This window comes from Isoptericola sp. NPDC055063, assembly GCF_053608125.1.
On the sequence record NZ_JBSGUW010000004.1, the window covers coordinates 245,276 to 269,756 of the forward strand.

Here is a 24,481-nt window from a genome sequence, read left to right on the forward strand (position 1 = left end):
GTCAGGACTCCTTGAGGGCGATGGTCTCGACCATGTTCGCGACCCGCTCGAAGGCGTCGGCGCCCTCCTCGAGCATGTCGACGATCTCCTTGAGCTTGATGAGCAGCACCGGGTCGGTGGTGTCGTCGAACAGCTGCGCGATGAGCTCGCGGTGCAGCTTGTCGCCCTGGTTCTCCAGCCGGTTGATCTCGACCCAGTAGTCGGACAGCTGGTCCATGGAGCGCAGGCGCGGCATGGCCTCGGCGGTGAGCTCGGCGCAGCGCTGCAGCACCTGCACCTGCTCGGAGACCCGGATCGGCAGCTCGTCGACCTTGTACAGGACGATGAGGTCGCCGGCCTCCTCCATGGCGTCCATGCAGTCGTCGAGCGCGGAGGCCAGGCCGTAGATGTCGTCCCGGTCGAACGGGGTGACGAACGTCTGGTTCAGGCGCCGCATGATCGAGTGGGCGGCGTCGTCGGCGATGTGCTCGGCCTCGTTGAGCCGACGCACGATCCCTTCGCGCTCCTGCCGTGACGCCCCGAGCAGCTCCGCCAGGAGCGATGCTCCCGTCACGTTGTGCTGTGCGAGGGTCGCCAGCATGTCGAAATAGGTCGTGTCGCGCGGTGTCAGGCGCAGGCGCACGTGTGGCTCCTGAGGTCGAAGACGCTGAGACTCTCACAGACTAGAGGTGGCGATCCTGGCGCGACCAGTTGAACGCGCGCTGAACGCTTCCCCCTGCGGGCTGCGTGAACTCGGGTGAGGTGCGACGCCGGACCGGGAGCGCCTCTCGGCGCGTGGCCGCTCGAAGCGGCTGAAGATGGAGCCCGGGGCTACCGCGGCCCGACGTCGCGCGAACATCGTAAGCCCCGCCGTCGCCGCGTTCCGAACACGCAGGTCACGCCGTGGTCGATCAGCCGAGCGTCCCGGCCCGCCACGAGGCGGCCGCCCGCTCCAGCTCCTCCGCGGTGCGCACGAGGTCGGCGGCCCCGCGGGTCATCCGGGTGGCCCCGTCCGGGTCGGCCACCTCGCGCGCGTCGGCGTCGAAGGCGGCGCCGGTCGCGAGGATGCGGCAGAACGACGCGGCGCGCTCGAGCGCCACGGCCAGGTCCCCGGCGAAGACGCCGGACAGGACGTCGTCCGCGAGCGCCCGCAGGTCCTCGGGAGCGGGCGGGCGCGGCACCCCGGCCACGACCTCGTGCACGGGGGCCGCGTCGACGCCGAGCCGGTACCGCAGGCCCACGGTCCGCGGGTCGCGACGCACCCACTCGCGCAGCACGTACAGCCGCCACAGGGCGCCCGGCAGGGAGACGGCGGCGGCGTCGGACCAGAGGGCGGCGACGACGTCGAGCCCCTCCCGCTCGACGAGGCGGACGAGGCGGTCCACGACGACGGGGTCCTCGGCGGCGCGCGACCGGTGCACGACGGCGCGGGCGGTGGTGTGCGCGACCTCGTCGCGCAGCGCCGGGTCGAGGTCGCCCGGGATCTGCTCCGCGGTCTGCGGGTCGAGCATGGCGGGTCGGCGGTGCCTGCGCGGCTCGGGTGCGTCGTTCACCGGTCCAGTCTCACCCCGCGCCGCCTCGGGGCGTGTCCCGCCTGCTCAGCGCGCCGACACCGCGACCCCGACCTAGCATCGAAGGACGCAGGACTGCCGACCGATCCGAGGACGATCATGACGAGCCCAGCACCTGGTTCCGCGGCGCACAGCGCCCACCGCAAGGCCACGGCCCTCGCCTTCGCGGCGGCCGTCGGCGGCTTCCTCTTCGGGTTCGACTCGTCGGTGATCAACGGCGCCGTCGACGCGATCCAGGGGCAGTTCAGCCTGAGCTCCACCGTGACGGGCCTGGTCGTGGCGATCGCCCTGCTCGGGTGCGCGCTGGGCGCCTGGTCGGGCGGCAAGCTGGCGGACCGGTGGGGCCGCACGCACGTGATGGTGCTGGGCGCCGTGCTGTTCTTCGTCTCGTCGATCCTGTCGGCGATCGCGTGGAGCGCGTGGGACCTCGCGGTCTGGCGGTTCATGGCCGGTGTCGGCATCGGTATCGCCTCGGTGATCGCGCCCGCGTACATCGCGGAGATCGCGCCGGCGGTCATGCGCGGGCGGCTCGGCTCGCTGCAGCAGCTCGCGATCACGGTCGGTATCTTCGCGGCCCTGCTGTCGGACCAGATCCTCGCGACGGCGGCGGGCAGCGCGGCGAACGAGCTGTGGTTCGGCTGGGAGGCCTGGCGCTGGATGTTCCTGGTCGCGGTCATCCCCGCGGCGGTCTACGGGATCCTCGCGATGCGGATGCCGGAGTCGCCCCGCTACCTGGTGACGAAGGGGCGCGACGACGAGGCCCGCACGGTCCTCGCGTCGGTGCTCGGCCCGGACGAGCATCCCGACGACCGGATCTCCGAGATCCATCGCTCGATCGCCACGGACGAGGCGAACTCCGAGCTGGGCACGCTGCGCGGGAACCGCTTCGGGCTGAAGCCGATCGTCTGGGTCGGCATCGTCATGGCGATCTTCCAGCAGTTCGTCGGGATCAACGTGATCTTCTACTACTCGACGACGCTGTGGCAGGCGGTCGGTTTCGACGAGTCGCAGGCCTTCCTGGTCTCGACGATCACGTCGGTCACCAACGTGGCGGTCACGTTCATCGCGATCGCCCTCATCGACAAGGTGGGGCGGCGGCCGCTGCTCCTCGTGGGCTCGGCGGGCATGGCAGTCTCGCTCGGCCTGATGGCGCTGGCGTTCACGCAGGCGACCGGGAGCGGCGACTCGATCACCCTCGGTGCCCCCTGGAACGGCATCGCGCTGGTGTGCGCCAACGCGTTCGTGGTGTTCTTCGGCGCCACGTGGGGCCCGCTGATGTGGGTGCTGCTGGGCGAGATGTTCCCCAACCGCATCCGCGCCGCCGCGCTGGGCGTGGGCGCGGCCGCCAACTGGATCGCGAACTTCGCGATCACCCTGACGTTCCCGCCGATGCTCGCGACGTTCGGCCCGTCCATCCCCTACCTGATGTACGCGGTCTTCGCGGCGCTGTCGTTCTTCTTCGTGCTGGGCAAGATCCCGGAGACGAAGGGCGTCGAGCTCGAGGACATGGCGGGCGAGGCGTTCAAGCGCGCCTGACCCGCGCCTCCACCCACGGGCACCGGCACCGGCCCGTCGCGTCCGCCCTGGACGCGGCGGGCCGCCGTCGTCCCCGTGCTCGGACGCTCCGACCTGGACACTTGCTTGCTGCAAGCACTGCGCGTATGTTTGCACTCTGCAATCAGTCGACCCGTCGGGTCGCACCGCTCCGGCCCTCGGCCCCGAGCACCCTCGCTCCTCTCACAAAGGCCCTGCCATGCCTGTTGCCCGCACCGCGGCCCGCGAGCTCGTGGAGACGCTCGAAGAGCTCTCCCGCGCCCAGCGCGAGGCCGCCATGCGCGTGGCGCGCGACCTGGACCTCCCCCGCGCCGGACTCGGCGCCCTGCACATGCTCACGCGGTGCGGGCGCGTCCAGCTCACGGACGTCGCCGCCAAGCTCCGCGTCGACGTCTCCGTCGCGAGCCGCCAGGTCAGCGCCCTCGTCGACGCCGGCCTCGTGCTCCGCACGGTGGACGACGACGACCGGCGCGTGCGCTACCTCGCCCTGACGGACGCCGGCCGCGACTTCGCGGAGGCGTCCTTCCGCCGTATCGACGACCTCGTCTCCGAAGCCTTCTCCGACTGGTCGGACGAAGACCTCGCCGAGGCCACCTCCCGGATCCGCAGCGTCGCGGCCGCCCTCACCACGACCCATGACCGCGCCCAGGCGCAGGAGGAGATCCCCGCCCGATGAGTCAGTCCCCCAGCCCGGCGCCCGCGGTGCCGGACCTGTCCGCCCCGCCGGCCCCGGCGATGTCCCGCCGCGAGGTGCTCGAGGCCCTCTCGGGCATCCTCCTCGGCGTCTTCGTGTCCCTGCTCGGCTCGACGATCGTCTCGACGTCGCTGCCCCGGATCGTCAACGAGCTCGGCGGCTCCCAGCACTCCTACACATGGGTCGTCACGGCCATGCTGCTGACGATGACGATCTCGACCCCCCTGTGGGGCAAGCTCGCCGACCTCACGAACCGCAAGACCCTCATGCAGATCGCGCTGGCGATCACCGTCGTCTCCGCGGCTGCCGCCGGTCTCTCGCAGAACATCGAGATGCTCATCGGCTTCCGCGCCCTGCAGGGCATCGGCGCGGGCGGCCTCACCGCCCTCGCGACGGTCCTCATGGCCGACATCATCAGCCCGCGCGAGCGGGGCAAGTACATGGGCCTCATGGGCGGCGTCATGGCGGTCGGCCAGATCGGCGGCCCGCTGCTCGGCGGCGTGCTCACCGACTCGTTCGGCTGGCGCTGGTGCTTCTTCGTCGCCGTCCCGTTCGCCATCGTGGCGTTCGTCGTGCTGCAGAAGACGCTGCACCTGCCCACGCGCGAGCAGCGCGCCGTGAAGATCGACTACGCGGGCGCCGTGCTCATCGCCGTCGCCGTCGCGCTGCTGCTCCTGTGGGTCACCTTCGCGGGCGACCAGTTCGAGTGGGCGTCCTGGCAGACCGCGGCCATGGTCGGCGGCGCCGTCGTGGCGCTCGTTGCCGCCGGCTTCGTGGAGCGCGCCGCGGCGGAGCCGATCATCCCGCTGCACCTGTTCAAGAACCGCACGTTCGTGCTCGCGGTGGTCGCGTCCGCCTCCGTCGGCGTCGCCATGTTCGGCACCGCCGTGTTCCTCAGCCAGTACTTCCAGCTGGCCCGCGGCAAGACGCCCACCGAGTCCGGCCTGCTCACCATCCCGATGGTGGTCGGCACGATGCTCGCCGGCATCGTCCTGGGCCGCATCATCTCCAACACCGGCCGCTACAAGGCGATCATGGTGGGCGGCGCCGTCCTCCTGACCGGCTCGCTGTACGGCCTGTCGACCATCGAGGTGGACACGAGCTTCGTCCTCATCTCGGTGTTCCTGTTCGGCCTGGGCCTGTCGGTCGGCGCGCTGATGCAGAACCTGGTGCTGGCCACGCAGAACACGCTCGACGTGCACGAGATGGGCGCCGGCACCTCCGGCGTCGCGTTCTTCCGCTCCCTCGGCGGCGCGATCGGCGTCTCCGCCCTGGGCGCGGTGATGGCCTCGCACATCAAGTCGGACCTGGTCACCGGCCTCGCGAAGCTCGGCATCCCCGCCGACGCCATGGGCGCCGGCTCGGGCGCCGTCCCCGACCTGGCCGCCCTCCCCGCGCCGGTGCAGACCGTCGTCGAGTCCGCCTACTCGGACGGCATCACGACGATCTTCCTGTACGCCGTCCCGATGGCGGTGATCTCGCTGATCGCCGTGCTGTTCATCAAGGAGGTCCCGCTGGGCAAGCGCTCCGGCATCGAGCAGGTGCTCGACGAGGAGAAGGACGCCGCGGCGGCCGCCTCGGCGCCGGCCGCGACCGCCGCCGAGCGGGCCTGACACCGGCGAAAACACCGGACGGGGCCGATTTCACCCGCTGCGGCCCCGTCCGGGCGCAACTTCCCCCGGTGGCGGCGTTCCCGTTTGCCTCGGCGAAGCCTCATGATGGGCGCATGCACGACGCAGCCGCCCCGTCAATGCCAGACCCGGCCACCGACCCGTTCGGTGCTCTCGAACGAGAGATCCGGGTGCTGATCCGTCGCGCCCAGTCGTCCGCGGCCCAGACCGCCCGGCGGGTGCATCCTGAGCTCGAGGCGTCGGCGTACCCGATCCTCGCGCACATCGACTCCCATCCGGGGATCCGTGGCTCCGACCTCGCCGCCCACTTCGGCGTCGGGCGGGCCACGGTCTCCCGACAGCTGAGCCGGCTCGTGGACCTCGGCCTCGTGCACCGCGAGGTCGACCCCGAGGACACGCGCGGCCAGCGCATCACCCTCACCGCCGACGGCGCGGCCCGGTTCGCCCGGGCGCGCGACCGCCGCATCGAGATGTACAAGGACGCGTTCGGCGACTGGGACGAGGCCGACGTCTCGCAGCTCGCGACGCTGCTGCACCGCTACTCGGACGACTTCGTCCGATGGCGCGACACGCGCCCCTGACCCCACCGCCGACGGCGGGCAGACGAACGGCGAGGACCCGACCCGGGTCCTCGCCGTTCCTCGTCCCCGGCGTCAGCCGACGAGCCGCGCGCGGAGCGCGTCGAGCATGGGGGCGTCGCCGCCGTGCGCCAGGAACCAGCCCTGCGCGCCGCCGTCGTGCTCCGCGAGCCGGTCGAGCACCGACTCGATGGCCCACCCCGGCGCGGTCACGAGCTCCGGGGGCAGCTTCGCCAGCAGGTGCGCGTCCGGGACGGCGAGGTTGGCCGTCACCGCCGCGCGCGCCATCACGTCGCGCATGTGCGGGCCGGTGCGCTCGTAGTCGGCGACGACGGCCTCCCGGTCGACGCCGAGCAGCGCGAGCACCAGGGCCACCGTGACGCCCGTGCGGTCCTTGCCGGCCGTGCAGTGCACGAGGACCGGCGCGTCGGCGGTCGCGATCAGCCGTACCGCCTCGACGAGGTGCCCGGCGCCCGGCTCGTCGAGCATCGACACGTACAGGTCCCCCAGGGCGGGAACCACCATGGGCCCGGCCGACGCCGCCATGGCCGTGCCGTTCAGCACCGGCAGCGGAACCACGCGCGCGACGGACGACAGCGGGTGCGCCTCGCCGTTCTCCCCGGGGTCGCGCAGGTCGAGCACGGTGCGCGGGGGCCAGGCGACCCCCTCGGGGGCCCGGTCGCCCGACCGGGGCGCGTCCGAACGCAGCAGCGCCCCGGGCCTCAGGCCCGGGGCGGCGGTCGCGACGTCGCGCAGGTTGACCAGGTGGTCGGGGACGGACGACGGCGCGACGGGCGCCGCGCCGAGCGCGAGGTCGGCGTCGGACATGGGCGTGGCGGGCACGGGCTCGGTCACCTGCCCGACCTTAGCCCCGACCCGCCCGGAGCGCTGCGGGTGGGATCGTGGCCCCATCTCATGGCGGACCAGAGGCCGCGAGCCCACCCGCGACGGCGGGTCGGTCAGGTCTCCGTGGGCTCGAACGACAGGCTCAGCGAGTTCATGCAGAACCGGTCGCCGGTGGGCGTCTGCGGCGCGTCGTCGAAGACGTGCCCCAGGTGCGAGCCGCAGCGCGCGCAGCGCACCTCGGTGCGGAGCATGCCGTGCGACCGGTCCTCCAGCAGCTCCACGCTGTCGCCCGCGAGGGGCGTGTAGAACGACGGCCAGCCGCAGTGCGAGTCGAACTTGGTCTCGCTGCGGAACAGCTCGTGGCCGCACGCGCGACAGCGGTACACGCCCACGCGCTTCTCGTCGAGCAGCTCCCCGGTCCAGGGCCGCTCGGTGCCCGCCTGCCGCAGCACGGCGAACTCCTGCGGGGAGAGCTCCACCTGCCACTGCTCGTCGGGCTTGGTGACTTCGTACGTCATCTGACACCTCCGTCGTGGTCAACCGGGGACGTGCCGTGGGTGTTCCGCGCCGGGGCGTGACGAGCACGCCCCGGAGCGGGACCGGTCAGGCCTGGGGTGCGGAGCCGCCGTGACCCCGGCCGCGGCCGCCGCGGCGACGGCGGCGCGCCGGCGCCGAGCCGTCCGCGCGGACGGCCGACGACCCCGGCGCCTGCGAGCGCTGCCCCTGGCCGCGTCCGCCCTGGACCTGACCACCGTGCGCCTGACCACCGCGCGCCTGAGCACCGTGCGCCTGGCCCCCCTGGGACTGCCCGCCCTGCGGGCGTCCGCCGCGGGACTGACCGCCGTGGCCGCCCTGACCGCCCTGGGCGGGCCGGCCGGAGCCCTTGCGCCGCTGCGGCGCGGGGGCCGCCGGGGCGGGCGGCGCCACGTACGGCGCGACCTCGCCCACGAGGGCGGTGACGGTTGCGTCGCCGGGCACGACCTGCTGGGGGCGGGCGGTGATCTTCGCCTTGCGCGTGAGGTCGCGGACGTCGCCGCGCTGCTCGGGCAGCATGACGGTGACGACGTCACCGCCGGAGCCCGCGCGGGCCGTGCGGCCGGAGCGGTGCAGGTACGCCTTGTGCTCCGCCGGCGGGTCCACGTGCACGACGAGCTCGACGTCGTCGACGTGGATGCCGCGCGCGGCGATGTCCGTGGCCACCAGCACCTTGACGTCGCCGGACGAGAACGCCGCGAGGTTGCGCTCGCGCGCGCCCTGGCCGAGGTTGCCGTGCAGGTCGACCGCCGGCACGCCGGCGCCGGTGAGCTGCTTGGCGAGCTTCTTCGCCTGGTGCTTGGTGCGCGTGAACAGGACGCGGCGGCCGGTGCCCGACGCGAGCTCGTGCACCACGTCCTTCTTCGCGTCGGCGTCCGCCACGGCGAGGATGTGGTGCGTCATCTGGGGCGGGGGCGCGGCGGCCTCGTCGACCGAGTGCGTCACCGGGTTCTTGAGGTAGCGCTTGACCAGCACGTCGACGCCGTTGTCCAGCGTCGCCGAGAACAGCAGCCGCTGGCCCTGGACCGGTGTGCGGTCCATGATCCGCTTCACGCCGGGCAGGAAGCCGAGGTCGGCCATGTGGTCGGCCTCGTCGAGCACGGTGATCTCGACGTCGTCGAGCGTGAGGTGCTTCTGGCCGAGCAGGTCCTCGAGGCGGCCGGGGCAGGCGATGACGACGTCGACGCCCGCGTTCAGGGCGTTGACCTGGCGGGACTGGGCGACGCCGCCGAAGACGGTGGTCGTCACGAGGCCGAGCGCCTTCGCGAGCGGCTCCATCGTGGCGTTGATCTGGTTGGCGAGCTCGCGCGTCGGGCAGAGCACGAGGGCGCGGGGGCGCGCGGCACGACGGCGCGGGCGGCCCGCGGCGACCGCCTGCGCGGCCGACGTCGCGAGCCGCGTCACGACCGGCAGCGAGAACGCGAGCGTCTTGCCGGAGCCGGTGCGGCCGCGGCCGAGCACGTCGGCGCCGGCGAGCGTGTCGGGCAGCGACGCGGACTGGATGGGGAACGGGGTGGTGATGCCCTGGTCCGTGAGCTCACGGACGACAGGCGTGGGCAGGCCGAAGCCGGCGAAGTCAGACACAGAGAAAGGCCTCTCGGGCTGGGACGTTCGAGGACGTCGAGGGTCGGGGTCCGCCGCACGCAATCCGGGGGGATCTCCACGACGCGGGGCGCGCGGACGCGCAGCCACCTCCAGCATTGTCGCACGTCCCGCCGTGGGCACCGGGCCGGGCGCCCAGGCAGGCGTGGTGGAATGACCGGCGTGGACGACTTCCTCGCGAACGCCGGCGACGTGCTGACGCAGATCTGGACGGCCGCCACCACCCCGGTGCCGCCCCCGCCGCAGGCGGTGGTGCTGTCGGCGGGGCTGGTCGCGCTCGCCGTCGTGCTGGTCACCCCCGTGTGGCGGGTGGCCCGGCACGTCGTGACGATCGCGCACGAGGGCGCGCACGCCGTGGCCGCGATGGTCACCGGACGGCGGCTGGACGGGATCCGCCTGCACTCCGACACGTCGGGGCTGACGGTCTCGGCCGGGCGCCCGCGCGGGTTCGGGATGATCGTCACGGCGTTCGCGGGCTACGTGGGACCGGGCCTCACCGGGCTCGGCGCCGCATGGCTGCTGCGGCACGGCTACGCCGTCGGGCTGCTGTGGCTCCTGGTGCTGCTGCTCGCCCTCCTGCTCCTGAAGATCCGCAACTGGTTCGGGCTCTGGTCGATCCTCGTGAGCGGCGCCGCGCTCGTCGCCGTCTCGTGGTGGCTCGACGCCGCCACGCAGGCCGCCGTCGCGTACGCCGTCACGTGGTTCCTGCTGCTCGGCTCCGTGCGCCCGGTCCTGGAGATGCAGGCCCAGCGCACCCGCGGCCGCGCACGCCGGTCCGACGCCGACCAGCTCGCGGCGCTCACCCACACCACCGGGATCCTGTGGGTCGCGGTGTTCCTGCTCGTCACGGTGGGCTGCCTGCTGCTGGGCGCGACCTGGATCGTCGAGCCCGCGACCTGACCGTCACATCCGGGCGTACCGCGCGCGGGCGAACGAGTACACGCCGTAGGCGGCGATCCCCACACCGGTGACGACCAGCAGCACCGTGCCGAAGGGCTGGTCGCGGATGGTCCGCAGCGCGTCGTCGAGCCCGCCGGCCTTCTGCGGGTCCGCCGTGACAGCGGCCGCCACGGACAGCCCGCCGACGACCGCGAGGGCGACGCCCTTGGCGATGTAGCCGACCTGCCCCAGCCGGAGCACGGCCTGGCCGACCGCACCGCCCCCGGTCCCCCGCAGGTCGTCGAGGAAGGTCTTGCGCCCGCCCTTGACCCCGTGGAACACGCCCACGCCGACGACGACGAGGCCGACCGCCGTGACGAGCCAGCGCCCCGCGGGGGCCGCCATCAGGTCCGCGGCGACGCCCTCCTCGGAACCGCCGCGGCCCGACGCCCCGGTCACGACGCCGACCGCCGTGGCCGCCAGCACCGCGTAGAGCACCGCCTTGCCGCCGGCCTTCACCCGCGAGCCGACCTCCTTCGCGGTGTCGGCCCCGGGGACGCCCGCCAGGGCCTCCGTGAGCTGCCACAGCGCGAGCGCCGCGAAGCCCGCCGCCGTCAGCCACAGGAGTAGGGCGCCGCCGGGCGCCGCAGCGAGCTCCCGCAGCGCGCCCTGCTGGTCCGCGCTCCCGCTCGAGGAGCCCAGGGCGAGGCGGACGGCAAGCCAACCCAGCAGCAGGTGCAGCACCCCCGACGCGACGTAGCCGGCGCGGGCGAGACCCCGCAGCAGAGGGCTGCGGTTCGCCCGGCGAGGGGCGTCTCCGGGGGACACGGACGGCGTCGAAGGCACGGGCGCTCACCTTTCTCGCGCCGCACGGGTCCCGGCGCGGGTCACACAGTGGCGCAGCAGGTGCTTGTCCGCCACCCGCGGCGGTGCCGGACGCACGACGGCCGGGCACGAGGTCGTCCCTCGTGCCCGGCCGTCGTCGTCGGACGGTGTCGCCTCGCCGTCATCCGACGGTGCGGAGGTCCCGTCCTGGGGTCACCCCTGCGGCGTGAGCACGAACCCCGGGCCCTGCGCCGCCGGGTCGGTGTCGAGCGTGAGGGTGTCGAGGGCCGGGGCGGCCTGCGCCTCGACGAAGACGTGCGTGGCACCCTCCTCGTCGACCACCTGGTCGTCGGGCTGCGGCGCAGGGACGAGCGCGAGCTCGAAGTTGCCGGGCTGCCCGGCAGACTGCGCGATCCGCAGGCCACCCTCGTCGGGCACCCCCGCCTGCTGGGCGAGGTCCTCGACGGCGGTACGGGCGTTGTCGGTCACGGTGAGCATGGGAGCTCCTCTCGTCGGTCCTGGCGAACTCGTCCACCGAAACAGGGTCGGGGTGCTCGGCGCAACGATGAGACGCGATCGGGACGAGATCTCCCGATGGGTGAGACCTCGCGTGACAGGGTGCTCGCGCCGCGGATAGGTTGCCCTCCGTGACCTGATCGTGACCTTCGAGGTCGCCGACGGCACGACCCGCAGCCGCTCCCGCGTACGCTGTCCGCAGCCGGCGACCAGCCCTCGGGCGGACGGCGGCGGGCCTCTAGCTCAATCGGCAGAGCAGCGGACTTTTAATCCGCGGGTTGTGGGTTCGATCCCCACGGGGCCCACCCGTCAGCACCGTCCGAAGGAGCACCGTGCCCGTCCGCGCCCAGGACCTCGTCGTCGTCGCCCACCGCGGTGCCTCGGCGGACGCCCCGCAGAACACCCTCGCCGCGTTCGCCGCGGCGGACGACGCCGGGGCGGGGATGATCGAGATCGACGTCCACCTCAGCGCCGACGGCGTGCCGGTCGTGATCCACGACGGCACCGTCGACGCCACGACCGACGGCTCGGGCGAGGTGCGCGGCCTCACCGTCGCTCAGCTGCAGGCGCTCGACGCGGGCTCCTGGTTCGCGCCGGAGTTCGCCGGGCAGCGGATCCCGACGCTGGCGGAGGTGCTCGACCTGGTCGCGGCGCGGCCAGGTCTCGACGTCCTCTGCGAGTACAAGGGCGTCTGGACGCCCGAGGACGTGGCCGCGACCATGCGCGTGGTCGCGGAGTCCGGCCTGCGCGACCGCCTCGTGGTGCAGGGCTTCGCCCCCACGACGGTCGCCGCCTTGCGAGACGTCGCGCCGCAGGTGCCGCGGTCGCTGCTCGTCGAGCACCCGCGCGCCGACCTGGCAGAGCTCCTCGACGAGCTCGACGCCGCCGCGGTCAGCCCGGGGGCCGAGCTCCTCGCGGGCGACCCGGCCCTCGTCCTCGCCGCCCACGCCGCGGGCCGGCGGGTGTTCGGCTGGACCGCCAACGACGAGGCCACGTGGGAAACGCTGCTGCGGGCCGGCGTCGACGGCATCATCACCGACCGCCCCGCGGCGCTGCGCGGCTGGCTCGACGAGGCGGCCGTCCCGGCGCGCCGCTGACGCCCGCGCCTCAGCTGCGCGGCGCGTGCAGCCAGCCGGAGAGCCGGCCGGTGACCCACGGCAGCACCCACAGGGACATGATCGGGGTAAGCACGAGGGTCGACACGAGCACCCGCAGCACCACGTTCAGGTCCGCGAAGGACGGCACGAGCCAGCCCACCAGCGCGGTGAACGCGAGGTTCACCGGGAAGAAGCCCAGCCAGATCGCCACGGACTGCTTCCAGCGCGGCGGGGCCGACAGGAGCGGCGGGCCGGCGGGCTCGTCCTGACGCAGCGGCGGGTCGAACCAGCCCTCGATCCCGGTCCGCTTCTCCACCCGGCGCTCCTCGACCAGGCCCTCCCCGGCGGCGAGCCAGCGGCGCCGCTCGTCCGACCCCTCCCAGGCGTCGAGCCGCGCCGCGTCGGCGAAGCGGTAGAGCATGATCCAGTCGGCCGCCCCCTCGGAGGCGCGGATCCAGCCGGAACCGAGGAAGCCGTCCCACCGGTTGGCGAGGCGGACGCCGGACTGCACCCACGCGGTGACCTCGGGGACACGGTCGGGGCTGACGGCGCGGTGGATCGCGACGGTCACGGGTGCGGAGCTCATCGGAGCATCCTGAGCCGCGCCACCCGACGCCGGGCGGTGCGGGCGCCCGCACGGGACGCCGCGTCCCAGCATCCGGATCGCCCGGACGCCGCGAGGCCGATCGCCCCGGGATGTCCCGGTCTTCACATCGCGTCCGCCCGGTCCGCACGGGACTTCTGTTGATTGGTCAACCAAATCGTCGGGGGCACCCGGCGGCCGCCCCCACGATGGGATGAGCCCCGACCCCGAGGACCCCACACGTGAACCAGCACGACCCGCAGGACGACGCGCCCGCGCAGCACCCCCGGCGCCGCGACATCCACCACCCCGACCGCCCGCGACGGGCCGAGCCCACCGACCGCACCGACGCCCCGCGCAAGCGGCGCCGTCGTGCGGTGCGCGCCGGCGTGCCCGTCGCCCTCGCCGTGATGGCCCTGTCGACCGGCGTCACGACCGGCATCACGACCGGCATCGCCCAGGCGTCCGCCGAGACCCCCACCGAGGCGCAGAGCGCGCCCGCGGCGGCGTCGGTCGGCACCATCGGCACCGGCACCTTCGGCATCGAGCCCACCTCCGGCGCCGCGACGATCACGCGCCCCACCCTCGCCGGGGCACCCGCCGCAACGTCCGGCGCCGTGGGTGCCGCAGCGACCACTGCCGCCACGACGGCGAAGGACGCCGACGACGGCTCCCGGCGCGCGAGGCCCGCCGCCGGCGGCGACGACGCGCTGTCGGCCGCCCAGGCCGCGCTGGCCCGCGCCGACCAGGTGACGACCGAGACGCGCGGCATCCCCCGCGCCGAGCGCCGCTCCGTGGCCAGGAGCGCGCAGCGCCTGCGCGCCCTCGTCGCCGACCGTTCCGGTGCCGAGGCGGCCTCGCGCGCCGGTGAACGGGCCTCGCTCGAGGTCCGCGACACGGACGCGGCCGACGTGGCCAAGGCGACCGAGGCGCTCACCGACCTGGTCGACCAGGCCGACCCGAGCGCCGTCAGCATCGAGCCCGCGCCGGCCACCCCGGCCGAGATCCTCGACGCGCAGGCCGCCGCGGCGAAGAAGGCGGCACCCGCGCTCAAGAAGCACGCGGACGACACCGCCGGGTACGAGAACGGTCGCATCGCCTCCGCGGACCTCGCCGAGCTGTCGTTCGCGAAGGGCGAGACGCTCCGCGCCGACGCGGCGGAGCAGCTCGAGCGGCTCGACGCCGCGTACCAGGCCCGCTTCGGCACGCACCTGAAGGTCCGCGACTCCTACCGCTCCTACGAGTCGCAGGTCTCCGTCAAGGCGAGCCGCGGCTACTTCGCCGCCGTGCCGGGGTACTCGGACCACGGCTGGGGCATCGCGGTCGACCTCAACGGCGGCGTCCAGCAGTACACCAGCGCCGAGCACCAGTGGCTGGTCGCCAACGCCGGCAAGTTCGGCTGGCACAACCCCGCCTGGGCCCAGCCCGACGGCCGCAAGCCCGAGGCGTGGCACTGGGAGTACAGCCCGCTCTGACCCAGGGTCCGACCGCGTCCGCTCTGCCCGCCCGCTCTGCCCGCCCGCTCAGTCCCAGCCGAGCGCGTGCAGCCGCTCGTCGTCGATCCCGAAGTGGTGCGCGATCTCGTGCACCACCGTGATCGCGACCTCCTCCACCACGTCCTCGCGCGTGTCGCAGATGGCGAGGGTCGGGTTCCGGTAGATCGTGATGCGGTCGGGCAGCGACCCGGCCGCCCAGTGCAGGTCGCGCTCGGTCAGCGGCACCCCCTCGTACAGCCCGAGCAGCTCCGGGTCGTCGGCGGGGGCGTCGTCCTCGACCAGGACGACGACGTTGTCCATCATGGCCGCCAGGTCGGCCGGCACCTCATCGAGGCCGTCCCGGACGGCGTCCTCGAACTCCTCGCGCGTCATCTCCACCACGGGCCCATCCTCGCCCACCGCGCGCGTGGGCCCGGCCGACGCCTGGGTATGCTTGCCCGGTCCAGCCCCCATCGTCTAGCGGCCTAGGACCCCGCCCTTTCACGGCGGTAGCACGGGTTCGAATCCCGTTGGGGGTACGTCAGCGGGACACCGGCCTGGCCGGAAACCCGCGAAACGGGGCGTTCTTGCTGGTCAGGATCCGATTTCAAGATCCCGCCGACCATGGGGTACGCTTCTTCTCGGCTCGAAACGAGCTTCCAGGCGCGGAGAATCCTCCTCGCCATGGCCCTGTAGCGCAGTTGGTTAGCGCGCCGCCCTGTCACGGCGGAGGTCGCGGGTTCAAGTCCCGTCAGGGTCGCGCATGATGCGCCCGGTTCGTCGGAAACGGCGCCCGGGCGTTCGTGTCCAGGCTCTGTAGCTCAGTTGGTAGAGCGTTCGACTGAAAATCGAAAGGTCACCGGATCGACGCCGGTCGGAGCCACCACCGAAACCCCCGTGCCTCAGGGCGCGGGGGTTTCGTCGTTCCCGGCCGGTGCGGAACCGGCAGCCTCACCCCCTCGATATCGCCGGTCGAATTGCCTGGACCAGCGGGGACGGGTTGAGTGGGACCGCACGGACGATCACCTCACGCAGGATCGGAGCAGTCGATGACGGACTGGGACGACGGACGCACGCCGCCCGCCGAGCAGCCGCCCTCCATGGGGCGGCTCGTGGAGCAGCTGTCGGAACAGACCACCCGGCTCGTGCGCGCCGAGGTGGCGCTCGCCAAGGCCGAGCTGGCGGAGAAGGCCAAGCGGTCCGGCATCGGGGTCGGCCTCGTCGTCGTCGCCCTCGTCATCGTGCTGTACGCGGTGGGAGTGCTCATCTGGGCGGGGATCACCGGCCTCGCCACGGCGTGGCCGCTGTGGCTCTCGGCCCTGACGGTCGGCGTCGCGATGCTGATCGTGGCGGGCATCGCCGTCGCGATCGCCGTCGGCCAGCTCAAGAAGGCCGCCCGCCGGCCCGAGACGATCGACCGGGTGAAGGAAGACGTCGAGACGCTGAAGAAGGGGGTGCGCCGGTGACCGAGTCCACGACGCCCGAGAACAGGGCCCCGGCGCCTACCACCCGGGAGCTCGAGGACGAGGTCGCCCGCACCCGCGCGGAGCTGACCGAGACCCTCGACCAGCTCGCGACCCGCCTCTCCCCCGCCTACCAGGCGAACCAGCTCGCCCGGGCCACCAAGCGGGCGGCGTCCGACGCCGGCGCGTTCGTGACGGGCGGCGGCCTGCCCGACGGCGAGCCCCGGCGCCGGCGCAACGCCCAGGTGCTGCTCGGGGCGGCCGCCGCGGGCCTCGCGCTGGTCGTGATCGTCGTCGTGCGCGCCCGGCGCCGCTGAGCGGCCCTTCGCGGCCCGGGCTCCGGGCCGGCGCTACTTGTCCGGCGTCGCCTCCTCGGAGGCGGCGCCGAGGAGCGCCCGCACCTCCGACTCCTTGTAGCGACGGTGCCCACCGAGGGTGCGGATCGACGAGAGCTTCCCCGCCTTCGCCCAGCGGGTCACGGTCTTGGGATCGACGCGGAAGAGGCTGGCCACCTCGGCAGGCGTCAGCAGAACCTCGGAGTCTCCGTGGAGCGACATCCCCTGCACCTCCTGGTGCGCGACCGGCCCGGGCGGCGCCCGGTGTGCGGACACGGTCTCGCTCATCCATTGTGTGCAGAAAGCGGGATTGAGGCGACTTGGGAGCCGGATGAAATCGTCCGGATCGTCCTGGACTGGTCCGAGACGCGCCGTGCGTCCCGTTCTTCCTGCTGCGGGGCCCGGGAACGACCGGAACGTGCACCGTCCGGTCTCGTGACCTGAGACACCATCGGCGCGAGATCACCCGCTCCGACGTCCACTGATGCGCACGGCACGTGTCGCGGAGTGGAGGGAATGGCGCGCGAGCATGTACCGTTGGGATCTGAACAGACTACTTACGCACGGGGCCGCCGTCACGGACGGCGCAAGCCCCGCTCCTACGTTGAGGGGGTCTCAGCCATGGGCCGCGGCCGTCAGAAGGCAAAGCAGACTAAGGTCGCTCGCGAGCTGAAGTACTACAGCCCCGAGACGAACTACCACGCGCTCGAGCGAGAGCTCAAGGGCAGCGAGGGCAGTCGCACCGATGTCGCCACGGAGGACCGTTCCTCCCCCGACGACGACGAGTACGACAACCGATACAACGCCTGGAACGACGAGCGCTGACTCGTCAGCGTCAGGCTCCCGCCTCGACGGGTTCCTGAGCCGCGCAGACGAAGGGCCGGACGGCAATCGCCGTCCGGCCCTTCGTCTGCGCGAGGCTCACCGTCAGCGGTAGTCGCCGGTCATCCTCACGGCCCCGCCGTGCACGCCCTTGGTCCCCGCGACGAGGTCCTCGGCCGGCGCGGCCGGGTCCAGGTCCGCCACCGAGCCCAGCACCCAGGCGGGCACGCCGCGCGCGGCCAGCGTGGCCAGCGCCGCGTCCACGCCGTCGGCGCCGACCACCGCCACCATCCCGACGCCGAGGTTGAGGGTGTTCTCCAGGTCGCGGCGCGGCACCGAGCCGAGGTCGCGCACCGTGCGGAAGACGGCGGGCACCTCCCACGACGAGCGGTCGACCGTGGCCACCGTGCCCTCGGGCAGCACGCGCGCGAGGTTCGCCGCGAGCCCGCCACCGGTCACGTGCGTGAACGCGTGCACCTGGGCGGCCGGGTCCTCGGCGAGCGCGAGCACGTCGCGCGCGTACACGCGCGTGGGCTCCAGCAGCTCCTCGCCCAGGGTGCGGCCGAACTCCTCGACGTGCCGGTCGAGCGACCAGCCCGCGTGCCTCACGACCGCGCGCACCAGCGAGTAGCCGTTGGAGTGCAGGCCGCTCGAGCCCATCGCGACGAGCACGTCGCCCGCGCGCACCCGGTCCGGGCCGAGCACGGCATCCGCCTCGACGATGCCCGTCGCCGCGCCCGCGACGTCGTACTCGTCGGGCTCCAGGAGGCCCGGGTGCTCGGCCGTCTCGCCGCCCACGAGGGCCGTGCCGGCCACCTCGCACGCCTGCGCGATGCCGCGCACGATGTCGGCGACGCGCTCGGGGACGACCTTGCCGGTGGCGATGTAGTCCGTCATGAACAGCGGCTCGGCACCGACCACGACGATGTCGTCCACGACCATGCCGACGAGGTCGAAGCCGATCGTGTCGTGCTTGTCGAGCGCCTGGGCGATCGCGACCTTGGTGCCGACGCCGTCCGTGGACGTGGCGAGCAGCGGCTTGCGGTACTCGCGGATCGCCGACAGGTCGAAGAGCCCGGCGAACCCGCCCACGCCGCCGAGGACGGCGGGCCCGTGCGTGCGCCGCACCGCGTCCTTCATCAGCTCGACGGCCTTGTCGCCGGCCTCGGTGTCGACGCCGGCCGCGGCGTAGGTCAGGGGTTCGTTCGTCACGTGTGGCTCACCGTTCGTCGGCTGTGTCGGTCGGCTGGGGTGTCAGCCGGCGGTCAGGGGTGGTCGAGGGCGGTGGAGCCGCCGGCACCCACGGCGACCTGCCGGAGCCCGTCCTCGGGGGCGCCGAGGGGCAGCTCGGCCTGCTCCAGCAGGTGCTTGCCGAGCTGGTCGGCGGTGGGGAGCTCGATCGGGTACTTGCCCGTGAAGCAGGCCGCGCACAGCTGCGAGGCGGGCTGCTCGGTGGCCTCGATCATGCCCTCGAGCGAGATGTAGCCGAGGGAGTCGGCTCCCAGGGTCTGCCCGATCTCGTCCGGCGTGAGCCCGTTGGCGATGAGCTCGGCACGCGAGGCGAAGTCGATGCCGTAGAAGCACGGCCACTTCACCGGCGGGGAGGAGATGCGCACGTGCACCTCCGCGGCCCCCGCCTCGCGGAGCATCCGCACCAGGGCGCGCTGCGTGTTGCCGCGCACGATCGAGTCGTCGACGACGACGAGGCGCTTGCCGCGGATGACCTCACGCAGGGGGTTGAGCTTGAGCCGGATGCCGAGCTGACGCAGCGTGTCGGACGGCTGGATGAAGGTGCGCCCCACGTACGCGTTCTTCGTCAGGCCCTGGCCGAACGGGATGCCCGACTCGGCGGCGTACCCGACGGCGGCCGGCGTGCCGGACTCGGGGGTCGGGATGACGAGGTCGGCCTCGACCGGGTGCTCGCGGGCCAGCGCACGGCCCATCGCCACGCGCGACGCGTGCACGGAACGGCCGTTGATCGTGTTGTCCGGGCGCGCCAGATACACGTACTCGAACACGCAGCCGGCGCGCTCGGGCTCGGCGAAGCGGTCGGAGTGCAGGCCGTCGGCGTCGATGGTGATGAGCTCGCCGGGCTCGACGTCGCGGACGTACGACGCGCCGACGATGTCGAGGGCGGGCGTCTCGGACGCGACCACCCAGCCGCGCTGGAGGCGCCCCAGGACCAGCGGGCGCACGCCCTGCGGGTCGCGCGCGGCGTACAGGGTGCCCTCGTCCATGAAGACGAGCGAGAAGGCGCCGCGCAGACGCGGGAGCACCTCGAGCGCCGTCTGGGCGAGGGTGTGGTCGGCGTCGCCCGCGAGCAGCGCGGTGATGAGCGCCGTGTCCGTGGTGTTGCCGCGCGCGAGCTCGCCGCGCCGCTGCGCGCCGTAGCGCTCGGCCACGAGGTTGACGAGCTCGGCGGAGTTGGTGAGGTTGCCGTTGTGCCCGAGGGCGACGGTGCCACCCGCCGTCGCGCCGAGCGTCGGCTGGGCGTTCTCCCAGGTCACACCACCCGTGGTGGAGTACCGACAATGGCCGACGGCGAGGTGGCCGGTGAGGGCGTCGAGCGCCGTCTCGTCGAAGACCTGGGACACGAGACCCATGTCCTTGTAGACGAGGATCTGCTCTCCGTTGCTGGTCGCGATGCCCGCGGACTCCTGTCCGCGGTGCTGCAGCGCGTACAGACCGAAGTAGGCGAGCTTGGCGACCTCCTCACCGGGGGCCCAGACCCCGAAGACGCCGCACGCGTCCTGGGGGCCCTTCTCGCCGGGCATGAGGTCATGGTTCAGGCGGCCGTCAGGGCGCAAGGGCATGGTCCGAGTATCCCACAGGAGCCCGGAGGGCCGACCTGCGCGGACGGGTGCGCGGGGGCGGGCGGACGGCTCAGCGGCGGCGCAGGCTGCGCCGGTCGGAGATCACCGCGATCAGCCCGGCGACGCCGAGGCCGACGGCGATGCCGCCGAGAATGGTGACCGACACGTAGACGCCCGGCTTCATCAACGTCTCGGCGGAGCCGGAGACGTCGATGAGCCACGTCGAGAAGATCAGGCCCACGACGGCGCCGACCAGCGCACCCACCCACAGGAAGACGGGGTACTTGGGGGCGCGACGGACCCGCTCCGGGTCGACGAGCAGCGTCACCTCCTGCGGCTCCTCGGGCACGTGCAGGGTCGGCGCGTCGTCCGCCGGGGCGTCGGCGGGCGCGGCCGGCGCCGGGACGTCGCCGGCCGTCCCGGGCGTCGCGGGGCGGTCGTTCGCGGTGCCGCCGTTCGCGGCGTCCTCGGGCACGGGACGGGCGCCGGCGGGGCCGTCGGGGGTGGAGCTGGTCACCCCACGAGCCTAAGTCACCCGGCGGAACCCTCCGGTCGTCGCCGTCGCGCTGCCCTCTTGCCGGCCCTCGCGCGCCACGCCCGCCCGGCGTGCAACGGCCGCCCGCCGTACGGTCGATCCGGGCGCGACCTGCGCCGTCGCCGAGTCGACGAGAAGGCATCGTCGGGAAGGGGAAGCATCGTGAGCATCTCCGGCATCATCAGCGCGATCATCATCGGCGCGATCATCGGCGCCCTGGGACGGCTGGTCGTCCGCGGGCGGCAGAACGTCTCGATCCTCGTGACGATCCTCGTCGGGATCGTCGCAGCCCTGCTGGGCACGTGGATCGCGGACCTCGTCGGGGTCAAGGACACGGACGGCATCGACTGGCTGGAGCTGGCCTTCCAGATCGTGCTGGCCGCGGTGGGCGTCTCCCTCGTCGCGGGCATGGGCAGCCGCAAGCAGCAGCCCTGACGCCGGCCGGGCGGACGGTCAGGGCCGACGGTCAGGGCCGACGAAGCCCGAGCACGACGACGCCCGCCGCACCCGCCGAGACCACGGGTGGTGGTCTCGGCCGGCGCGGCGGGCGTCCGGCGTCCCCGCGCCGGTCAGGCGATCCCGAGGTCCCGCCACGGGCTGTGCCGCGTGGCGCCGGGCTCGTCGGCGCGCGAGTACCAGCGCGCCTCCCAGCGATGACCGTCGTGCACGACGACGTCGCCGGCGCCGTACACCCAGGTGTCCGTCCAGGCCGGGAACGTCCCCGCGGGCGTGACGACCGGCGCCCCGACCTCGGCCCACGGCCCCTTCGTGGAGGCCCCGGGCTCGTCGCCGCGCGACCACCACAGCGCCTCGAAGAGCCCGCCGTCGAACACCACACGGTCGCCCTTCGTGTAGGTGGCCCTCGCCGACCACGCGGGCGCCGCGGGCGCGAGGTCGAGCCCCACGAGCAGCGGGTCGTGGTCCGACGACCGGAACGGCGTCTCGTCGTAGAGGATCGTCGCGTTGTAGTTGTACCGGCTGTACTCGTTCGCCACCGGCTCGTACGCGTTGATGTTCCAGATGTCCGTGCCGGACACCCGGTCGATCAGGCCCGGGGAGGCGAGCGCGTGGTCGAGCGAGCCGACGGCGCCGTCGAACGCGTACGTGTACTCGCCGGTGGTGGGGCCGAGGTCCGTGTAGCCGGCGTCGGTGAGGACCATGACCGGGTCCTCCTGCTCGTAGGAGTTGAGGTCGCCCACGAGCAGCACCGCGTCGGTGCCGGCGTCGTCGGCCACGTCGTCGGCGAAGGCGACCAGCGCGGTCGCCTGCCGCACGCGGGACTCGTTCGAGGCGCCCTGGCCGTCGCCGGTGTCCTTGTCGCCCGGCCAGGGGCCGGCCGACCCCTTCGACTTGAAGTGGTTGGCGATCACCACGACGTCGTCGCCCGGGTCGGCGTCGACCCCGCCTGCCGGCTGGAACACCTGCGCGAGCGGCTGGCGCGCGTTGCCGAACGCCACCGGGTCGTCGAGAATCCGCGAGGGGCCCACGGGCTCGGCGCCCGTCGTGCGGTAGACGAACGCCGTGCGGATCACGTCCTCGCTGGCCGGCAGGTCCGCCGGCGACGCGACGTACGCCCAGGTGCCGGCGCCGTCGTGCGCGTTCAGCGCGTCGACGAGGTCGGAGAGCGCCTGGTCGCGGTCCTTGCCGAAGGTCGCGGAGTTCTCGATCTCCTCGAGCGAGACGACGTCGGCGCCCAGCGCGGAGATCGCGGCGACGATCTTGGTCTGCTGCCGCTCCAGGTCGTCGGCCTGCGCGGCGCCGCGGGCGTCGCACCCGCCACGGACCGTCACCGGGTCGCCCGCGCGGTCGGTGTAGTAGGTGCACCCATCGAGCTGGTCACCCGTGGTCGTGAAGTAGTTGAGCACGTTGAACGTGCCCACCTGGAGCGTCCCACCCACGTCCTGCGGCGACGCCTCGCGCGTGTCCTCGAACGTGGCCGGCTGCACCGCGTCGGCCACGTCGGGGGTGAGCCGGTGCTGCGGCTGGAGCCCCCAGGCGTCGTAGCGGAAGTCGACGATCACGGGGCGCGTGAACGTCACGGCGGCCCCGACCCGCACCGGCTCGCCGCCTGTCAGCCACGGCAGCGGCTGGCTCGAGTTGGTGGCCGAGCTGTAGTTCGTCGACGCGCCATCGTCGAGCAGCACAGCGCGGGCCGCGTTGTCCTCGGCCTGCTCCTTCGCCTCGGGCGACCCGGGCCGGCCGACCGTCGTCGGCTGCACCAGCGGCGTGCTGCCGGCCGCGAGGCCGACGGTGCCGTAGAAGTTGGTGTCGTAGTTGTCGGTGACGGTGAAGTCGCCCTGGGGCGCGAGCAGCATGCCCTCGAGCGCCTCCCGCTCGGCTTCCGTGGCGGGCCAGGTCGTGGCCAGGGGCTCCACCGCGGCGGGCTCGTCGAGCACGGTCCACACGTCGGCGCTGACCTCCGTCAGGCCCGAATACTCGCTGACGGTGCCCGTGACCTCCACGTGGTCGCCGATCTCGAGCTGCTGCGCGGCCGCACGGGAGTAGACGAACACGGCGTCGGAGGCGCCGGGGGTGGCGTCGGCGGCGGGGTCGCCGCCGCTCCCCGCGGTCTGCAGGTACAGGCCGTCGAAGCCGCCCGTGGGGTACGTGGCGGTGACGACGCCGGCGGTCGTCACGGTCTTCCCGGCCAGCGGCGAGGTGGCGCCGGTGCCCTGGATCTCCGCGATCGTCGCGTCCTCGCCGGGGCCGGGGTCGGTGCCCGGGTCGGTGCCGCTCGCGGCCGGCGTCGGCGCCCCCGCCGCGAAGTCGGCGGCGTTGTCGGCGGTGTGCGCGTGGGCGCGGCGCGCGACCGACGTCGCGTTCGTGGTGGCGGGCGCCGGGCCGGAACCGGCCCAGGCGTTCGCGGTCGGGCCCCAGCCCACGAGGTCGACGACGTCGGCGGCCGCGGCACAGTCGGCGCCGGTGCACGATAGCCGGTCGGTGCTGCGCACGAGGGCGACCTTGGCGCCCGTGCCGGACATCGCGATCGTGCCGGTGACGTCGGGCGTGGGCAGCGCGGGCAGCGAGGTGTTCGCGCCCAGGGCCTGCGCGACGAGGTACGAGCCACGGGCGGGGATCTGGCCGCGCAGCGCGGTCTGCGCGCCGTTGGCCCAGGTGCCGGCGGCCGACGCGTACTGCACCGACCAGCCGTCGAGGGAGACGGGCTGGTCCGTCGGGTTGTACAGCTCGACGAAGTCCTGGTTGAACGGGGCGCCGCTGTTGCCGCCGCCCCCGTACACCTCGTCGATGACGACGGGCGCGGCGGGCGAGACGGCGGCGGACGCGGGCGCGGCGAGGGCCGCCCCGGCGGGCAGGACGAGCGCGGCCGTCACGGCGGCCGCGAGCGGTCCTCGGCGGCGGGCGGAACGGGGTGGGGTCACGGTGGCTCCTTTGCGGCGGACGTGCGGGTGACGTCACCCAAGCAGGACCGTGTGAACCACGGTTGAACCCCAGGTCACCGGACGCCGTCGTCCGCGACCCGGCAGCACCTGCCCGGTGCCGCCGAACGTAGCGGACGGCGCCGACACCCGCGATCGCGCGCGCGGGTCCTGCTCAGCGCCGCGGTCGCGCCGCCTGCAGCGGCAGCAGCGCGGCCAGGTCGGCACGCTCCCCCGACGCGCTCACCCGACCGGACCCGACGGCGTCGTCCCACGTCAGCCGGCCCGTGGCCAGGCCGAGCCAGGTCTCGACGTCGGTCTCCACGACGTTGGGCGGCGTCCCCCGCGTGTGCCGCGGCCCGGCGACGGCCTGCACCGCCCCGGCGGGCGGCACCCGCACCTCCACGGAGTTCCCGGGCGCGACGTCCGCCAGCTCCTCCAGGGTGAACCGCACCGCGGTGGTCACCACCGGGCGCGAGGAGTCACCCTCCAGCCACGCGGCCACGGCCGCGCGCCCCGCGGCAGGGTCGGTCCGTCGTCGAGCAGGCACGCCAGCACCCTATGCCTCGGCGCCGCCTCGTCCCGGTCGTGCACGCCTCCCCTCCGGCACGGCGTGGTCATCGCCCGTCATGGGACCGCGAGGAGGGCGCGGCCCTCAATGCGCGGCGCCCCTCGTACCAGCTCAGGTCGAGCCGGGATCGGGTTCCCTGTCGGCGCGGGCGCTGGGTGCGGTGACAGCGAAGCGCGGGTCGGCGAGTGCTTCGCGCGGACG

At 73.7% G+C, this 24,481-nt stretch carries 26 protein-coding genes and 4 tRNA genes; 15 read left to right on the forward strand and 15 right to left on the reverse strand.

Annotation, left to right across the window (positions count from 1 at the left end; all coding sequences use genetic code 11):
* Position 1: 1 nt before the first annotated feature.
* Both ACWF41_RS06805 and ACWF41_RS06810 read right to left on the reverse strand, forming a co-directional pair.
* Positions 2-622 (reverse strand): DUF47 domain-containing protein, encoded by a 621-nt coding sequence (locus ACWF41_RS06805; RefSeq protein ID WP_380323234.1) that lies wholly within the window; start codon positions 620-622, stop codon positions 2-4.
* 268 nt (positions 623-890) lie between these two features.
* Complete coding sequence (locus tag ACWF41_RS06810; protein ID WP_380323246.1) at positions 891-1,490, reverse strand: hypothetical protein; 600 nt, start codon at positions 1,488-1,490, stop codon at positions 891-893.
* Positions 1,491-1,649: 159 nt separating this feature from the next.
* Here ACWF41_RS06810 and ACWF41_RS06815 point away from each other — a divergent pair, with 159 nt between their 5' ends.
* The 4 genes from ACWF41_RS06815 (at position 1,650) to ACWF41_RS06830 (ending at position 6,010) form a co-directional block, all read left to right on the forward strand.
* Positions 1,650-3,086 (forward strand): sugar porter family MFS transporter, encoded by a 1,437-nt coding sequence (locus tag ACWF41_RS06815; RefSeq protein WP_380323231.1) that lies wholly within the window; start codon positions 1,650-1,652, stop codon positions 3,084-3,086.
* A gap of 217 nt (positions 3,087-3,303) precedes the next feature.
* Positions 3,304-3,780 carry a MarR family winged helix-turn-helix transcriptional regulator gene (locus tag ACWF41_RS06820; RefSeq protein WP_380323228.1) on the forward strand — a complete coding sequence of 159 codons (477 nt, stop codon included), beginning with the start codon at positions 3,304-3,306 and terminating at the stop codon, positions 3,778-3,780.
* Complete coding sequence (locus ACWF41_RS06825) at positions 3,777-5,411, forward strand: MDR family MFS transporter (protein ID WP_380323225.1); 1,635 nt, start codon at positions 3,777-3,779, stop codon at positions 5,409-5,411. The genes ACWF41_RS06820 and ACWF41_RS06825 overlap by 4 nt, the downstream gene beginning before the upstream one ends.
* 113 nt (positions 5,412-5,524) lie before the next feature.
* On the forward strand, positions 5,525-6,010 hold the full coding sequence (locus tag ACWF41_RS06830; protein ID WP_380323222.1) for a MarR family winged helix-turn-helix transcriptional regulator: 486 nt from the start codon (positions 5,525-5,527) through the stop codon (positions 6,008-6,010).
* A gap of 72 nt (positions 6,011-6,082) precedes the next feature.
* Here the strand turns inward: ACWF41_RS06830 and ACWF41_RS06835 are convergent, their stop codons facing one another.
* From ACWF41_RS06835 to ACWF41_RS06845, 3 genes are all read right to left on the reverse strand, one after another.
* Positions 6,083-6,862 carry a tyrosine-protein phosphatase gene (locus ACWF41_RS06835; protein ID WP_380323219.1) on the reverse strand — a complete coding sequence of 260 codons (780 nt, stop codon included), beginning with the start codon at positions 6,860-6,862 and terminating at the stop codon, positions 6,083-6,085.
* 104 nt (positions 6,863-6,966) lie between these two features.
* Complete coding sequence (gene msrB, locus ACWF41_RS06840; RefSeq protein WP_380323216.1) at positions 6,967-7,371, reverse strand: peptide-methionine (R)-S-oxide reductase MsrB; 405 nt, start codon at positions 7,369-7,371, stop codon at positions 6,967-6,969.
* An 85-nt stretch (positions 7,372-7,456) separates the two neighbouring features.
* Entirely contained in the window at positions 7,457-8,971 is a 1,515-nt protein-coding gene (locus ACWF41_RS06845) for a DEAD/DEAH box helicase (RefSeq protein WP_380323213.1), read from the reverse strand.
* Between the two features lie 171 nt (positions 8,972-9,142).
* Between ACWF41_RS06845 and ACWF41_RS06850 the strand changes: the two genes are divergently transcribed.
* A complete protein-coding gene (locus tag ACWF41_RS06850) occupies positions 9,143-9,889 on the forward strand; it encodes a M50 family metallopeptidase (RefSeq protein WP_380323210.1) in 747 nt (248 codons plus the stop codon).
* Positions 9,890-9,892: 3 nt separating this feature from the next.
* Here ACWF41_RS06850 and ACWF41_RS06855 read toward each other — a convergent pair whose 3' ends face one another.
* Together ACWF41_RS06855 and ACWF41_RS06860 are read right to left on the reverse strand one after the other, a co-directional pair.
* Positions 9,893-10,714, reverse strand: coding sequence for a DUF1206 domain-containing protein (locus ACWF41_RS06855; protein ID WP_380323207.1), 822 nt, complete (start codon positions 10,712-10,714; stop codon positions 9,893-9,895).
* Positions 10,715-10,906: 192 nt separating this feature from the next.
* Positions 10,907-11,191: a Fe-S cluster assembly protein HesB gene (locus ACWF41_RS06860; protein WP_380326215.1), complete on the reverse strand. Its 285-nt coding sequence runs from the start codon at positions 11,189-11,191 to the stop codon at positions 10,907-10,909.
* 250 nt (positions 11,192-11,441) lie between these two features.
* On the opposite strand from ACWF41_RS06860, the gene ACWF41_RS06865 reads away from it, so the two are divergent.
* Positions 11,442-11,514: transfer RNA gene (locus tag ACWF41_RS06865), tRNA-Lys, on the forward strand.
* Between the two features lie 27 nt (positions 11,515-11,541).
* Complete coding sequence (locus ACWF41_RS06870) at positions 11,542-12,306, forward strand: glycerophosphodiester phosphodiesterase (protein WP_380326218.1); 765 nt, start codon at positions 11,542-11,544, stop codon at positions 12,304-12,306.
* 10 nt (positions 12,307-12,316) lie between these two features.
* Here the strand turns inward: ACWF41_RS06870 and ACWF41_RS06875 are convergent, their stop codons facing one another.
* Complete coding sequence (locus ACWF41_RS06875) at positions 12,317-12,892, reverse strand: antibiotic biosynthesis monooxygenase (RefSeq protein ID WP_380326221.1); 576 nt, start codon at positions 12,890-12,892, stop codon at positions 12,317-12,319.
* Between the two features lie 239 nt (positions 12,893-13,131).
* On the opposite strand from ACWF41_RS06875, the gene ACWF41_RS06880 reads away from it, so the two are divergent.
* The gene (locus ACWF41_RS06880; protein WP_380326224.1) at positions 13,132-14,364 is read left to right on the forward strand and encodes a D-alanyl-D-alanine carboxypeptidase family protein; all 1,233 of its coding nucleotides are present in this window, start codon (positions 13,132-13,134) and stop codon (positions 14,362-14,364) included.
* A gap of 48 nt (positions 14,365-14,412) precedes the next feature.
* Here the strand turns inward: ACWF41_RS06880 and ACWF41_RS06885 are convergent, their stop codons facing one another.
* Positions 14,413-14,757: a metallopeptidase family protein gene (locus tag ACWF41_RS06885; protein ID WP_380326236.1), complete on the reverse strand. Its 345-nt coding sequence runs from the start codon at positions 14,755-14,757 to the stop codon at positions 14,413-14,415.
* A gap of 73 nt (positions 14,758-14,830) precedes the next feature.
* Between ACWF41_RS06885 and ACWF41_RS06890 the strand changes: the two genes are divergently transcribed.
* The 5 genes from ACWF41_RS06890 to ACWF41_RS06910 all read left to right on the forward strand — a co-directional run bounded on the left by ACWF41_RS06890 (position 14,831) and on the right by ACWF41_RS06910 (position 16,144).
* Positions 14,831-14,903: transfer RNA gene (locus ACWF41_RS06890), tRNA-Glu, on the forward strand.
* A gap of 147 nt (positions 14,904-15,050) precedes the next feature.
* Positions 15,051-15,124 (forward strand) — tRNA-Asp (locus ACWF41_RS06895).
* Positions 15,125-15,174: 50 nt separating this feature from the next.
* Positions 15,175-15,250 (forward strand) — tRNA-Phe (locus tag ACWF41_RS06900).
* 163 nt (positions 15,251-15,413) lie between these two features.
* Positions 15,414-15,830: a phage holin family protein gene (locus tag ACWF41_RS06905; protein WP_380326227.1), complete on the forward strand. Its 417-nt coding sequence runs from the start codon at positions 15,414-15,416 to the stop codon at positions 15,828-15,830.
* Positions 15,827-16,144, forward strand: a complete 318-nt coding sequence (locus ACWF41_RS06910; protein ID WP_380326230.1) for a DUF3618 domain-containing protein — start codon at positions 15,827-15,829, stop codon at positions 16,142-16,144. The genes ACWF41_RS06905 and ACWF41_RS06910 overlap by 4 nt, the downstream gene beginning before the upstream one ends.
* 33 nt (positions 16,145-16,177) lie before the next feature.
* Here ACWF41_RS06910 and ACWF41_RS06915 read toward each other — a convergent pair whose 3' ends face one another.
* Positions 16,178-16,384 carry a BldC family transcriptional regulator gene (locus ACWF41_RS06915; protein WP_079575713.1) on the reverse strand — a complete coding sequence of 69 codons (207 nt, stop codon included), beginning with the start codon at positions 16,382-16,384 and terminating at the stop codon, positions 16,178-16,180.
* A gap of 399 nt (positions 16,385-16,783) precedes the next feature.
* Here ACWF41_RS06915 and ACWF41_RS06920 point away from each other — a divergent pair, with 399 nt between their 5' ends.
* Complete coding sequence (locus tag ACWF41_RS06920; protein WP_380326233.1) at positions 16,784-16,987, forward strand: DUF3073 domain-containing protein; 204 nt, start codon at positions 16,784-16,786, stop codon at positions 16,985-16,987.
* A gap of 102 nt (positions 16,988-17,089) precedes the next feature.
* Here the strand turns inward: ACWF41_RS06920 and purM are convergent, their stop codons facing one another.
* The 3 genes from purM to ACWF41_RS06935 all read right to left on the reverse strand — a co-directional run bounded on the left by purM (position 17,090) and on the right by ACWF41_RS06935 (position 20,314).
* Positions 17,090-18,196, reverse strand: coding sequence for a phosphoribosylformylglycinamidine cyclo-ligase (purM, locus tag ACWF41_RS06925; RefSeq protein WP_380325914.1), 1,107 nt, complete (start codon positions 18,194-18,196; stop codon positions 17,090-17,092).
* Positions 18,197-18,249: 53 nt separating this feature from the next.
* Positions 18,250-19,797 (reverse strand): amidophosphoribosyltransferase, encoded by a 1,548-nt coding sequence (gene purF, locus ACWF41_RS06930; protein WP_380325911.1) that lies wholly within the window; start codon positions 19,795-19,797, stop codon positions 18,250-18,252.
* Between the two features lie 70 nt (positions 19,798-19,867).
* Positions 19,868-20,314 carry a hypothetical protein gene (locus ACWF41_RS06935; protein ID WP_380325908.1) on the reverse strand — a complete coding sequence of 149 codons (447 nt, stop codon included), beginning with the start codon at positions 20,312-20,314 and terminating at the stop codon, positions 19,868-19,870.
* 180 nt (positions 20,315-20,494) lie between these two features.
* Between ACWF41_RS06935 and ACWF41_RS06940 the strand changes: the two genes are divergently transcribed.
* Positions 20,495-20,767, forward strand: coding sequence for a GlsB/YeaQ/YmgE family stress response membrane protein (locus ACWF41_RS06940; RefSeq protein WP_380325905.1), 273 nt, complete (start codon positions 20,495-20,497; stop codon positions 20,765-20,767).
* 134 nt (positions 20,768-20,901) lie between these two features.
* Here ACWF41_RS06940 and ACWF41_RS06945 read toward each other — a convergent pair whose 3' ends face one another.
* The gene (locus tag ACWF41_RS06945; protein ID WP_380325902.1) at positions 20,902-23,712 is read right to left on the reverse strand and encodes an ExeM/NucH family extracellular endonuclease; all 2,811 of its coding nucleotides are present in this window, start codon (positions 23,710-23,712) and stop codon (positions 20,902-20,904) included.
* Positions 23,713-23,884: 172 nt separating this feature from the next.
* A complete protein-coding gene (locus ACWF41_RS06950) occupies positions 23,885-24,259 on the reverse strand; it encodes a sterol carrier family protein (protein ID WP_380325899.1) in 375 nt (124 codons plus the stop codon).
* Positions 24,260-24,481: the final 222 nt, after the last annotated feature.

Bases quoted from the DNA above. Each gene is read 5' to 3' on its own strand.
- ACWF41_RS06830 (WP_380323222.1), top strand. From the start codon at position 5,525: ATGCACGACGCAGCCGCCCCGTCAATGCCAGACCCGGCCACCGACCCG.
- ACWF41_RS06915 (WP_079575713.1), bottom strand. From the start codon at position 16,384: ATGTCGCTCCACGGAGACTCCGAGGTTCTGCTGACGCCTGCCGAGGTG.
- ACWF41_RS06820 (WP_380323228.1), top strand. From the start codon at position 3,304: ATGCCTGTTGCCCGCACCGCGGCCCGCGAGCTCGTGGAGACGCTCGAA.
- ACWF41_RS06885 (WP_380326236.1), bottom strand. From the start codon at position 14,757: ATGACGCGCGAGGAGTTCGAGGACGCCGTCCGGGACGGCCTCGATGAG.
- ACWF41_RS06825 (WP_380323225.1), top strand. From the start codon at position 3,777: ATGAGTCAGTCCCCCAGCCCGGCGCCCGCGGTGCCGGACCTGTCCGCC.
- msrB (WP_380323216.1), bottom strand. From the start codon at position 7,371: ATGACGTACGAAGTCACCAAGCCCGACGAGCAGTGGCAGGTGGAGCTC.
- ACWF41_RS06920 (WP_380326233.1), top strand. From the start codon at position 16,784: ATGGGCCGCGGCCGTCAGAAGGCAAAGCAGACTAAGGTCGCTCGCGAG.
- ACWF41_RS06815 (WP_380323231.1), top strand. From the start codon at position 1,650: ATGACGAGCCCAGCACCTGGTTCCGCGGCGCACAGCGCCCACCGCAAG.
- ACWF41_RS06810 (WP_380323246.1), bottom strand. From the start codon at position 1,490: ATGCTCGACCCGCAGACCGCGGAGCAGATCCCGGGCGACCTCGACCCG.
- ACWF41_RS06875 (WP_380326221.1), bottom strand. From the start codon at position 12,892: ATGAGCTCCGCACCCGTGACCGTCGCGATCCACCGCGCCGTCAGCCCC.
- ACWF41_RS06905 (WP_380326227.1), top strand. From the start codon at position 15,414: ATGACGGACTGGGACGACGGACGCACGCCGCCCGCCGAGCAGCCGCCC.
- ACWF41_RS06860 (WP_380326215.1), bottom strand. From the start codon at position 11,191: ATGCTCACCGTGACCGACAACGCCCGTACCGCCGTCGAGGACCTCGCC.
- purF (WP_380325911.1), bottom strand. From the start codon at position 19,797: ATGCCCTTGCGCCCTGACGGCCGCCTGAACCATGACCTCATGCCCGGC.
- ACWF41_RS06850 (WP_380323210.1), top strand. From the start codon at position 9,143: ATGACCGGCGTGGACGACTTCCTCGCGAACGCCGGCGACGTGCTGACG.